At 35.3% G+C, this 12434-nt stretch carries 12 protein-coding genes; 1 reads left to right on the top strand and 11 read right to left on the bottom strand.

Annotated features, from left to right (window positions below; genetic code table 11):
* Positions 1–62: 62 nt before the first annotated feature.
* On the top strand, positions 63–1229 hold the full coding sequence (gene rodA / locus C7D97_RS01550) for a rod shape-determining protein RodA (protein WP_105300383.1): 1167 nt from the start codon (positions 63–65) through the stop codon (positions 1227–1229).
* A 56-nt stretch (positions 1230–1285) separates the two neighbouring features.
* On the opposite strand, the gene C7D97_RS01545 is transcribed toward rodA, so the two are convergent.
* The 11 genes from C7D97_RS01545 to fba all read right to left on the bottom strand — a co-directional run bounded on the left by C7D97_RS01545 (position 1286) and on the right by fba (position 12392).
* The gene (locus tag C7D97_RS01545; protein WP_105300382.1) at positions 1286–1912 is read right to left on the bottom strand and encodes a ComF family protein; all 627 of its coding nucleotides are present in this window, start codon (positions 1910–1912) and stop codon (positions 1286–1288) included.
* On the bottom strand, positions 1905–4064 hold the full coding sequence (gene recD2 / locus C7D97_RS01540) for an SF1B family DNA helicase RecD2 (protein ID WP_105300381.1): 2160 nt from the start codon (positions 4062–4064) through the stop codon (positions 1905–1907). The genes C7D97_RS01545 and recD2 overlap by 8 nt, the downstream gene beginning before the upstream one ends.
* Before the next feature lie 11 nt (positions 4065–4075).
* The gene (murA, locus tag C7D97_RS01535) at positions 4076–5350 is read right to left on the bottom strand and encodes a UDP-N-acetylglucosamine 1-carboxyvinyltransferase (protein WP_105300380.1); all 1275 of its coding nucleotides are present in this window, start codon (positions 5348–5350) and stop codon (positions 4076–4078) included.
* A gap of 9 nt (positions 5351–5359) precedes the next feature.
* Positions 5360–5989, bottom strand: coding sequence for a uracil phosphoribosyltransferase (gene upp, locus C7D97_RS01530; protein ID WP_105300379.1), 630 nt, complete (start codon positions 5987–5989; stop codon positions 5360–5362).
* A gap of 8 nt (positions 5990–5997) precedes the next feature.
* Positions 5998–7032 carry an L-threonylcarbamoyladenylate synthase gene (locus C7D97_RS01525; RefSeq protein ID WP_105300378.1) on the bottom strand — a complete coding sequence of 345 codons (1035 nt, stop codon included), beginning with the start codon at positions 7030–7032 and terminating at the stop codon, positions 5998–6000.
* An 11-nt stretch (positions 7033–7043) separates the two neighbouring features.
* Positions 7044–7979: a cation diffusion facilitator family transporter gene (locus tag C7D97_RS01520; RefSeq protein WP_105300377.1), complete on the bottom strand. Its 936-nt coding sequence runs from the start codon at positions 7977–7979 to the stop codon at positions 7044–7046.
* Position 7980: 1 nt separating this feature from the next.
* Positions 7981–9057 carry a peptide chain release factor 1 gene (gene prfA, locus C7D97_RS01515; RefSeq protein WP_105300376.1) on the bottom strand — a complete coding sequence of 359 codons (1077 nt, stop codon included), beginning with the start codon at positions 9055–9057 and terminating at the stop codon, positions 7981–7983.
* Positions 9058–9060: 3 nt separating this feature from the next.
* Positions 9061–9855 (bottom strand): peptide chain release factor N(5)-glutamine methyltransferase, encoded by a 795-nt coding sequence (gene prmC, locus C7D97_RS01510; RefSeq protein WP_105300375.1) that lies wholly within the window; start codon positions 9853–9855, stop codon positions 9061–9063.
* A 47-nt stretch (positions 9856–9902) separates the two neighbouring features.
* Positions 9903–10106: a 50S ribosomal protein L31 gene (gene rpmE, locus C7D97_RS01505; RefSeq protein ID WP_015777682.1), complete on the bottom strand. Its 204-nt coding sequence runs from the start codon at positions 10104–10106 to the stop codon at positions 9903–9905.
* Positions 10107–10176: 70 nt separating this feature from the next.
* The gene (gene rho / locus C7D97_RS01500; protein WP_105301838.1) at positions 10177–11481 is read right to left on the bottom strand and encodes a transcription termination factor Rho; all 1305 of its coding nucleotides are present in this window, start codon (positions 11479–11481) and stop codon (positions 10177–10179) included.
* A 47-nt stretch (positions 11482–11528) separates the two neighbouring features.
* Complete coding sequence (gene fba / locus C7D97_RS01495; RefSeq protein WP_105300374.1) at positions 11529–12392, bottom strand: class II fructose-1,6-bisphosphate aldolase; 864 nt, start codon at positions 12390–12392, stop codon at positions 11529–11531.
* Positions 12393–12434: the final 42 nt, after the last annotated feature.

Here is a 12434-nt window from a genome sequence, read left to right as displayed (position 1 = left end):
TAACATTTGATTGATAAAGACTGATTCATGTTATATAATAAATGGAGAATTGGAGTGATTAGATGTTTAATTTAAAGAAAAAAGATTTAAAAGAGCTTGACCTTATGCTTCTGTTTGCAACCATTGCCTTAAGCGTAATTGGTCTAGTCGTTTTATATTCAGCATATGGTGGAAATATTAAGCCTATAACGACACAGCTTTTTGCTACTATACTTGGATTTATAATAATATTAGTCCTATGTACAATTGACTTGGATTTTATCAAGAGATCCTACGTCGGCGTTTATGCAGTAATGATTGCACTTTTGCTGTTGACCTTAGTTTTTGGTCGAGGTCTTGATGAATGGGGAGCGAAATCCTGGGTCTATATTGGATCATTTTCCTTCCAACCTTCAGAGATTGCCAAGGTGGGAATAATTTTCTCTCTTGCTGCTTTTCTTGATAAGCACAAGTTTGATATCAATGACAAGCTGACTTTATTAAAGGTTATAGCTATGGCAGGTCTTCCAATAGGCCTTATTCTCTTGCAGCCTGACTTTGGTACAGCTATGGTATATGTATTCTTTGTATCTGCTATGATTTTCATTGGAGGTATTTCTTGGAAATGGATTGGTATTTTTGCTGGACTTGCTGCAATAGTGGGATTTTTTGTATTGACCAACCTTTCAGGATACAGACTTGATAGGATAGAAAACTTTCTAGATCCATCAAGAGATACTTCAGGAAGTAACTGGCAGCAACAACAAGGTCTCATTGCTATCGGATCAGGCATGCTTACTGGCCGTGGCTATCTTAAAGGAAGCCAATCCCAATACGGATATATTCCAGAAAAAGAAACTGACTTTATCTTCTCAGTTCTAGCAGAAGAACTAGGATTTTTGGGAGCAATTATTGTAATAGCTCTTTTTGCAATTGTAATTATGAGACTTGTAATAATCGCAAAGAGATCGAGAAATACCTTTATCACAATCATGCTTATTGGAATTGCAGGACTTTTATTCATCCATATATTTGAAAATATTGCGATGACAATAGGTCTTATGCCAGTAACTGGAATACCTCTTCCATTTTTCTCATACGGAGGAACCTTCCAACTTATTAGTTTGATTAATATTGGTCTAGCACTTTCAGCATCTATGCAGAAGAAACAATACGACGACGGAATAATTGACGATGAGGCAATTAATCTCCTAGATGTAAGTATGGTTAGACCATCTAAAAGAAAATAATAAAAAGAGATGATAGAAGAATTACTCCCTAATGGAGCTTCTTCCTATCATCTCTTTTAATTTATGCTACTTTCTGAACAAATAGCAAGGGTTACAACCTCACTTGCTCCCATATATTTTAATTCTTTTATAATTTCCAGAGCAGTATTTCCAGTAGTTATCAAATCATCTATAAGTAAAATCCTAGAGCCTTTTATATCTTTATCTAATTTAAAAGCTCCTTTCAGATTTTCGCCTCTCTCAAGTCTATTGAGCGTATGTTGTGATTTAGTATTTTTAATCTTCTTAAATTCATCAAGTTTTCTAATTCCAAGTTTATTAGAAAAATCATCTACTATTAGATTAATATGGTCAAAACCTCTCTTATTTACGGTCTTCTTAGATGAAGGTGAGGCTAGGATATAATCAAAATCAGTTAAATTCTTATCTACTAAAAATCTATATATCATATCAGAAAAGACTTCTTTGAGTGAAGTATTTCTACTAAACTTATAGTCAGCTATCAATCTTTTCATAAAATCATTATAAAAATATAAACTATAGCATGTATTTCCAGAAAGATCGAACTTATTTCCTATGTAGTCTAACTTATCAAGACAATCTTTGCATAGCTTGTATTTATAAACCCTTTCTTTCTTACAAGAAAAGCAAAGCCCTTCATCCAAAAACAAAAAATCAATCATCAATTACCTTCTCCATTTCTCCTATCCAGTAAGAAAGGTTGGTAAATCTTCTGTTAGACCTATTATTATCTACCATAGTTTTTAGGATTTTCTTATTTCCTAAAAGGATTACGATTTTCCTAGCCCTTGTCACGCCTGTATAGAGGAGATTTCTCGTAAGAAGCATCGGTGCTACCTGCATCATAGGAATAATTACACAAGGAAATTCAGAGCCTTGAGACTTATGGATTGTAATAGCATATGAAAGGTCTAAATCTTTGATATCTTCTTTCTTATATCTTATTAATCGTCCATCATCAAATCTTACATCGAGACTCTCATCGATCTTATCAATATCTTCTATAATGCCTATATCACCGTTGTATACACCTTCTTCATAGCCATATCCACTATTAATCGCCCTAAGATCATAATTGTTCCTAACTTGCATAACCTTATCATGTAGTTTGAATATTCTATTATTTATTTTTAGTGAGGTTTTTTCCTTATTAATAGATTCTTGAATATTATCATTAATATTAACTACACCCCAATCAGTTTTCTTTGTCGGAGATAGGATTTGTATGTCCTTAATCGGATCAAAATCATAATATTTAGGAAGTCTCTCTTTCATTAGGGATAACAAAACTGGGAGAAATTCAGATGCCCTCGTATCAATAAAGAAGAAATCTTTGTCTTTTTCATTTAAGATTGGGTATTTCCCTTCATTAATCCTATGGGCGTTTACTATAATGTTCGACTTACCTGCCTGCCTAAATATTTTCTTAAGTCTTACAGACTCAACACTGGTCTTTAATATATCCTTTAAAACATTACCCGGTCCTACCGAAGGAAGCTGATCGCTATCTCCAACAAGTATTATTGCAGTCTTCTCACCAATGGCTGCCATCAAGTTTTTCATTAGAAAGATATCGACCATACTGGTCTCATCAACTATAATATAGTCCTTGTCTATAGGATTTTCCTCATTAAACTCAGCTACAACTTCATCAGGTCTTATACCCAAAAGTCTATGGATAGTGTAGGCATCTTCTCCGGTCGATTCCATAATCCTCTTCGCAGCTCTTCCTGTCGGTGCTGTTAAGGCATATGAGAGGCCATTTTTGGATAAAATTTTACAAATAGCATTGATAATAGTTGTCTTTCCTGTACCAGGACCTCCAGTTATAACAAGAGCCATGGACTCAAAGGCCTTTTCTATTGCTATTTTTTGCTCATCAGAGAATACAGAAAGATCATAGTCAATTTTTATATCAAAATTATATTTTTCATTTATTTTACTTGCTATTGCCATTGCAACTGATTTTTCTGCCTTAAGAAGATTAGAACTATAGATATAATTGATATCTTCAATTTCTACCAAAACTAATTTACCAGAAATTATATCATCATTAATTACTTCTTTTATTCTTCCTTCTTCAAGTTTCAAAAGATTGGCTGATTTTTGGGACAGAGTATTGTATTTAAGGCAAGTATGACCGTTAAATTCTGCCTCTGTATTTAGTATGTAGTAGACTCCTGCAGAAATCCTAAACTTAGATGTAAGATCCATCTGCATATTAAAGGCTATATTATCGGCCATAGTAAAACCTACCCCTCTTATGTCTTCTATTAACTTGTAGGGATTGGCCTTTACAACATCTACTGTCGATTCACCATACTTTTTATAAATCTTCATAGATAAATTGTATGATAGATTCAAGCCTTGAAGGTATTCTATTGTCCTTCTAGAATCTCTCGTTTCTTCTGCAGAAAGCTTTATATCTTCTAGTTTCTTCTTGCCAATTCCATCCACTTTTAATAGCTTATCAGGATCGTTGTAGACTATATCAACAGAATCCTTGCCGAAAACATCAAAGATAGCACAAGCAGTTTTTTTGCCTATACCCTTAAGATTTCCAGAAGATAAGAATTTTACTACAGCTTCCTTAGAAGATGGCTTTACAAGTCTTATAGCAGAAATTTTAAATTGCTCACCATATTTGTCGTGATAGACCAAATCTCCTTCCATCTCGACATTATCGCCCTCATTAAAAAAAGGCATGGTACCAACGCAAGTTATATCAGAATCTGGAGTGTCTACAGCCATAATTGTGTATCCATTCTCGTCGTTTCTAAATATAATGTTGGTAACTATGCCTTTAATCTTCATTTTATTTCCTATTAATCAACTGTAACTCTTTTGATATCTGCTCCAAGCTTAGTCAACTTATCGACAAGGTTGCTATAGCCTCTATCTATATGATAAATTTCAGAAACTCTGGTTTCTCCCTCAGCGACAAGGCCCGCCATAACAAGGGCTGCTCCAGCTCTTAGGTCTGTTGCCTTTACACTTGCCCCATGAAGTTTCGCAACGCCTGCAATAGTTGCTCTATTACCAGAGGTCGCTATGACTGCCCCCATCTTAGATAGCTCTTCTACGTGCATAAACCTATTCTCGAATACAGTTTCTTGAATCCTGCTTTCTCCATCACTTAAGGTTAAAAGAGCCATAAATTGAGCCTGGACATCTGTAGGAAATCCTGGATATGGTAGGGTTTGGATATTAGTTGCCTTTAATCTATTTGGGGCCTTGACAAAGATAATATCTTCTTCTTCAATTTCTTCAACATCTGCACCAATTTCAATAAGCTTTGCTATAACTGGTCTAATGTGAGATCCGATTACATTAGTAATCTTTACATCTCCCCTAGTCATAGCAGCTGCTAGCATATAGGTTGCTGCTTCTATCCTATCAGGAATAATTGTGTGTCTGGTTCCTGTAAGCTTTTCTACACCAGTAATAGTAATTGTAGAAGTTCCCGCTCCCTTGATCTTTGCCCCCATTTTGGATAGGAAGGATGCAAGGTCTACTATCTCTGGCTCCTTGGCTGCATTTTCGATTATGGTTTCACCTTCTGCAAGGGTAGCTGCCATGATAATATTTTGAGTTGCACCAACTGAAGGGAAATCTAAATAAATTTCATCACCTATCAGGCCTTCATTTGCTTCTATCGCGATCTCATCATCATTTATCCTAGTATCTGCACCCAAGGCATTGAAGCCCTTAAGGTGAAGGTCAATAGGCCTTGAACCGATATTGCAACCGCCTGGTGCTCTTGTATATGCCTTTTGAAATCTTGAAAGAAGTGGGCCCATAACCACAAAGGATGCACGCATCTTATCCATAAGCTCATAAGGGGTCTCACAGGTATTAATTCCACTTGAATCTATCTTCAAGCTGTTTTTATCTATATATTCTACCTTAGAACCTAGATGTTTGAGGACATCTACCATTATCTCAACATCTTTAAGTTCAGGAACACCGTCTAAGATTATTTCTTCAGTACCTAAAACACAAGCAGCCAGTATTGGTAGGGCAGAGTTTTTGGCACCAGATATTTCTACTTCTCCCTTAAGTGGTCCATTTGAATTTATTATTAATATCTCTTTAGTCATCTTAAGTCCTTATTTTGTTCCGAACAACCTATCTCCAGCATCTCCCAAACCTGGGACAATATAACCGTTTTCGTTGAGATTCTCATCCATTTGGGCTACGAAAATATCTACATCCTCATGTTTTTCTTGAATAGCTTTTATTCCTTCTGGTGCAGCTATTATGCAAAGTAGCTTGATTGACTTGCATCCTCTTTCTTTAAGTCTTTCCACAGCGTCATTTACTGATCCACCTGTCGCAACCATTGGATCTACTACCAAAATATCTCTGTTTCCAATATCATTTGGAAGTTTACAGTAATATTCAACTGGTTCTAGAGTCTCCTCATTCCTGTACATTCCTATGTGACCAATTTTAGCTGCTGGAAGTACTTCAAGAACTCCATCAACCATACCAAGTCCTGCTCTTAGAATTGGAACTACGGCTTGTTTTTTACCAGCTAATCTGTATCCTGTTGTCTTTGAAATAGGTGTTTCCATTTCAAATTCTTCAAGGCTTAAATCCTTACTTGCTTCGTAAGCGAGTATCATTGCAATCTCTGTTACTAAAGACCTAAACTCATTAGCACCTGTATTTTTATCTCTTAAAATTGTTATCTTGTGTTTAATTACTGGATGATCTAGTATATTTACTTTTCCCATATGCCCTCCTATAAATATTCTATATTGCCTGAGGCAGATTTTTTCATTCTATTCATTATACTCTTACCCAAGTTATTATCCATTACACCTTCAGCTAGTATAAGATCTACTTTTAATTTGTCCATCTTCCTTAGCGCCGTAAATAAGACCTGGCTCATTTGTCTAAGGTCATTTCTGTCACCAAAAGATATTCTCTCGAATCCATCAAATCTTTCCATATCATCTTCAAATACCAAGACTCCGACTTTGATTCCCTTGTTTTGATAGTCTCTGGCCTTTTTATAAATAAAATCAGATGCCCTATCTCCTACATAAATCTGCATTCTAGCTTTAGGAGCATAGTGCTTGTATTTTTGTCCTGGCGATTTAGGAATCTTATTATCATCAACTAAGGCATCATCTAAGACGACATTAGGAAGAATTTCCCTTATATACTCTAAAGTATAAAATCCCGGCCTTAGGATTGTCGGTATTTCTTCTGACATGTCAATTACAGTCGACTCTATTCCTATATTACAAGCTCCACCATCTACAATCAATGGGATCTTCCCATTAAGATCATAGTAGCAGTCACTAGCATTTGTAGGAGATGGTCTACCTGATATATTAGCAGAAGGAGCCGCAATAGGAAGATTAGCTTCATCTATTATTCTTCTAGCGATTTCATCAACTGGAAATCTAATAGCTACTGTATCTCCACCTGCAGTTACAACTTCTGGAATAATCTTTGATTTTTTGAAAATCATAGTCAATGGTCCCGGCCATAAAGTCATAAGCTTTTTTGCATCATCGCTTACATCTTCTACTAGATTATATAACATTTTTTTATTAGAAATATGTAAAATTAGAGGATTATCAGCTGGCCTCTTCTTAGTTTTGAAAATATTTAGACAAGCCTTACCGTCTAAGCCATTTGCCCCAAGTCCATAAACGGTCTCAGTTGGAATAGCTACAAGCTCGCCGACTCTAAGAAGGCTTGCAGCCTTTTTAATAATTTCATCATCTATGTTTTCTCTATCAATCTTTAAAACTTCTGTTTCCATTACATCTTCTTTCACTTATCATCTATTACACAATAGGTTGGATCCATGTGAATTGTTATCTCGACTTTTGTCCTATCGTAGATTTCACTTTCTATCTTATCGATTTGTCTATGGACAACTTCTACAGTTAAGTTAGCTGGAACTTCCACATGGACAGATCCCGCCATCCTTCCTTTGCCATATTCATGAATTTGTAAATCATGATATCCAATTGCCAGGTCACTTTCCATAATTATCTGATCAATTTTCTTTTCTATCTCGCTATCGACCCTTTTTCCAAGTAAAACTTTCGTCGTATCTTTAAACATCTCGAGACCTGGATAGAATACAAAAAATGAAATGATAATACCCATAATTGCATCGACATTAAAGCTTACATAAGCTTGTATAATTGACCCAACAAGGATTGCGCTTGTCGCTATTATATCATTTCTCGCATCGAGCATTACTCCTAAATTTAGCTCGCTATCGAGACTTTTATAAAGCTTCTTATTTAATAGATAAATGTAAACTTTGAAGGCATTACTAAGGAGTAGTATTACTAAAGTTAGAAGATTTAGCCCATCAAAGCTATTGTCGCTAAAACTTTTTACAGAATTTACAAAAAGAGTGAATCCTACATACATAATTACTATAGAAACTAATAAGCTAATTACATACTCACTTCTCCCATGGCCGAAAGGATGTTCCTTATCAGCAGGTTTCTTGCTAATATTTGATCCAAAAAGCGCCATCAAAGATACTACAGAATCCGATAAGTTGTTAAAAGCATCATTTATTATAGCCTGAGAATGGATTACAAATCCAAGGCTTACCTTCATAATAAATAGCAATACGTTTATAGCTATACCTATAGATGAAGATAGGGATATTAAAGAAAGTCTATAGGAAAAATCATCCATATTGGTGGATTTTTTGATAAACTTTCTCGATAAGAATTCAAACAATCTATTCTTCCTCGCCTATTTTCTCTAATTTTCTAGTTTGATCTTCGGCAATTAAGGAATCTATCATCTCTCCTACATTACCATTTAGGAAGTCATCTAATTGATAAATCGTCTTGTTGATCCTGTGATCTGTAATTCTTCCTTGAGGGAAATTGTAAGTTCTAATTCTCTCTGACCTGTCACCAGTACCAACTTGGCTTTTTCTATTATCAGCTATTTCCTTATTTCTCTTTTCTTCTTCAAGTTCATATATACGGGCTAGAAGAATCTTCATGGCCTTTTCTTTATTTTTGATTTGGCTTTTCTCATCTTGCATACTAACAACAATTCCTGTTGGAATATGGGTTAGCCTTACAGCAGAATCTGTTGTGTTTACTGATTGTCCACCATTTCCTGATGATCTAAATACATCTGTTCTTATATCATTAGGATCAAGCTCAACATCGACCTCATCTACTTCTGGCAAAACTGCAACTGTGGCTGTTGAAGTATGAATTCTACCACCTGATTCTGTTTCTGGAACTCTTTGAACCCTGTGAACTCCAGATTCATATTTGAATCTAGAATAGGCTCCCTCTCCTCTAATCATAAAGGTAGCTTCCTTGATTCCACCAACTCCTTGGCTGCTTACTTCGACATCTTCTGTCTTGTAGCCTTCCTTGTCAGCATACATGTGATACATCCTATAAAGATCTCCAGCGAAAAGTCCTGCCTCGTCTCCGCCAGCTCCTGGTCTTATTTCAACAATAACGTCTCTTGAATCGTTAGGGTCTTTTGGTATAAGGAGAATTTTCATCTCTTCCTTGTACTCTTCTAAGAGCTTCTCATTTTCTTTTATTTCTTCTTTTAGCATATCGACCATATCCTGGTCGTCTGTCTCATTGATTAGGTCTTTATTTTCTTCAATTGTAGACTCAGAATCTTTGATTTGGTCATATTTTTCAACTATTGGTTTTAGAGAATTGTACTCTCTAGTTATCTTAGTTAGTTTAGAAATATCTGCCAAAACCTCTGGATCGATCATTTTTTTCTCAAGATCCAAATAGTTTTCCTTAATATGTTCAATATTTTCAAACATCTTTTATCCTTTCTCAGCGATTATAAATCTATCAAAATCATTATAATCTTTCATACTTTTGATATTTTTAAAATCAGATTCGTTCAAAAGCTCACATATCCTTTGCTTTTGGTCATATCCAATTTCAAAAACAAGCCTTCCTCCCTGGTTAAGATAAGCCTTTGCATCTTTTATTATTCTTTTGTAGAAATATAAGCCATCTTCGCTTGCCAATAGCGCAGATTTTGGCTCAAAGTATAATCTCTCATCTAACTTATCATAATCAGTCTGATTTATATAGGGAGGGTTCGATATTATTATATCAAATTTTTCTGAAATTTCCTCAAACAAATTAGATTTTATAAAAGAAACGTTAAAAGCCTTTAATCTCTCTTTATTCTCCTGGGCAAGACTTAAAGCCTTATCTTTAATATCGCTGCCTACAATTTCACTAGCAGGTAAATTTTTGCCAAGACTAATCGCTATTGCACCAGAACCAGTGCCAATATCAAGTATTTTATCTTTCTTATAGGAAGATTTTACTAGAAAGTCAACTATTATTTCAGTTTCAAATCTCGGTATAAGGGCTCTTTCATCTACCTTAAAGTTAAGTCCATAAAATTCCCATTCTCCTATAGCGTATTGGAGTGGATAACCCTTATTATATCTAGCTATAATATCATCTAATTTTACACTTATTTTGTCATCAAGCTCTTCCTCACTTTTTAGAATTACCGAGCTTTTATTTGTATCTAGAAGATAAGTTAGAGCGATAAGGCTAATATCATAATTTTTATCTAAATAATCTTTTATTTTCATTTTTTATACACAAAAATAAGGTAAGTCGCCTTACCTTATAATTTCTACTATTTTCTACCGTATTTTTTGTTAAATTTCTCAACGTTACCACCACGTTCAGCATTTCTTTGTTTTCCTGAGTAGAATGGGTGACAATTGTTGCAAACTTCTACTTTGATTTCATCTTCAGTAGAACCTACAGTGAATTCATTGCCACATGAAATGCATGTTACTTTTGCTTGGTGATATTCTGGATGTAAGTCTTTTTTCATATAACACCTCTTGTTTCTTCTTTCAATAAGCAATTAATATCATACCAGTCAGACGAAATTATTGCAAGCCCTAGTAGGAATTATTTATCAATTCTATAAACTTATTATTATCCTCAGTTCTCCTCATCCAATCGATTAACTCGACTATGGATTCTGCGTTATTCATATTGGACTTTCTTAACTTGATTACTGCCTCAAGTTCCTTATTTGTAAGGAGGAGGTCTTCTCTTCTTGTTGAAGACTTCTCAATATTAATTGCTGGGAATATCCTCCTATCAGCAAGTCTTCTGTCTAGGTGGATTTCCATATTGCCAGTTCCCTTAAACTCTTCAAAGATCATATCATCCATTCTAGAACCTGTATCGACTAGAGCTGTAGCAAGTATAGTTAGTGAACCCCCATCCTCTATATTTCTAGCTGCTCCGAAAAATTGCTTAGGTCCTACAAGAGCTAGGGGATCAAGTCCACCAGAAAGTGTTCTTCCTGATTGTGGTGTCATAATATTGTAAGCTCTAGCAAGTCTAGTTATTGAATCTAAAAGTATTACTACATCCTTTTTTTCTTCAACGAATCTCTTAGCTCTCTCTAGAACCATCTCCGCCATGTCTATATGGCTTTGGGGTGTTTTGTCAAAGGTAGATGCTGCAACTTCTGTACGCATGAGCTCGTTTTCTGGATCCCTGTATTTGTTTACATAGCGAATAAAGTCAGTTACCTCTTCTGGTCTTTCATCTATTAATAGAACTATTATTTTGATATCGTCATAGTTTTTCTCGATGGATCTTTCAATATCTTTGATGAGAGTGGTCTTTCCTGCCTTAGGTTGGGAGACAATCAACCCTCTTTGGCCTCGACCGATTGGACTTATAAAATCTATGATTCTTTCAGAAAAGTGATCTTTAGTTGTTTCTAAGGATATTTTTTCTTTTGGGTAAATTGGAGTTAGATCTTCAAAATATGGCCTATTGTAGGCAACTCCTGGATTGATACCGTTGACATCAGATACAAAAATGAGCGGTGCAAACTTATCTCTGGCGTGTTTTTCTCTTGCAATTCCTCTTATGTAATCGCCTGTCTTTAATCTAAACATTTTAATCTGTTTAGGTGGAACATATATATCATCATCTCCACTTTCATAAAGTTGGGTACGGAGGAAGCCATATCCATCAGGCAAAATTTCTAAGATACCATCGCAATCGAACTTTTGACCTAGGTCATTCTCTGCTTCTTCTTTTTTCTCTTCGTTTCTATTAGCTTCTTCTTCTTCGATTAGCTTGATGAGTTCATCTTTTCTATACTTGCTTATAGATTCGATACCCATCTCCTTGGCCAATTCTCTTAATTCTACTAGTTTTTTATCTTTTAAATTATCCATATATTCCTTTATAGAAAAAAGGAGCCCTAAGGCCCCCATTCTCTTTGTTATTTTGCACTGTTTTCAGAACCAAACATGTCAATTTTTTCTTCGACTTTATCGATTATCGCTTGAGTTCCATCTGCTAATAATTTTCTAGGGTCAAAGCCTTTACCTTCTTGATCTTTACCAGCTTCTATATATTTTCTTGTAGCTTCAGCAAATACAAGTTGGCATTCTGTGTTTACATTGATTTTTGAAACTCCTAAGCTGATAGCTTTTTTGATTTGATCATCAGGAATTCCTGTACCACCGTGAAGAACTATTGGCATATTTACTGCATCAGAAATTTCTTTTAGTCTATCAAAGTTAAGTCCTTGCCAGTCAGCTGGGTAAACTCCGTGGATGTTCCCGATACCTGCTGCTAAGAAGTCTATTCCAAGACCTGCAATCTTCTTGCATTCTTCAACGTCTGCAAGCTCTCCTGCTGATGTAACTCCATCTTCTTCTCCGCCGATACCACCAACTTCTGCTTCTACAGAGATTCCTTTAGAGTGAGCAAGCTCAACAATTTCTTTTGTCTTTTCAAGGTTTTCATCTAGCGGGAAGTGTGAACCATCAAACATTACTGAAGTAAAGCCAGCTTCGATTGCTTTCTTTGCTCCTTCATATGAACCATGGTCAAGGTGAATTGCTACAGGAACTGTAATTCCCATTTCATCATGCATAGCTTTTACAAGGTCAGCAACTACTCTAAAGCCTCCCATGTATTTGATAGCTCCCTCAGATGCTGCTACTATAACAGCTGTTTGTTTATCTTCGCTTGCTTTAAGGATTGCTTTTGTCCATTCAAGGTTGTTTGTATTGAAGTGACCAATTGCATATCCATTTGCGTAAGCTTTATCTAACATTTCTTTTGCATTAACTAACATATTGTCTCCTTATAGTTCTTATTTTTTCTTTCATTAATAATA

Origin of the sequence: Anaerococcus marasmi (genome assembly GCF_900290195.1) — a bacterium.
Lineage (GTDB): Bacteria > Bacillota > Clostridia > Tissierellales > Peptoniphilaceae > Anaerococcus > Anaerococcus marasmi.
Note: the sequence above shows the minus strand (reverse complement) of the source record. Positions and strands in the feature narration are given on the sequence as shown.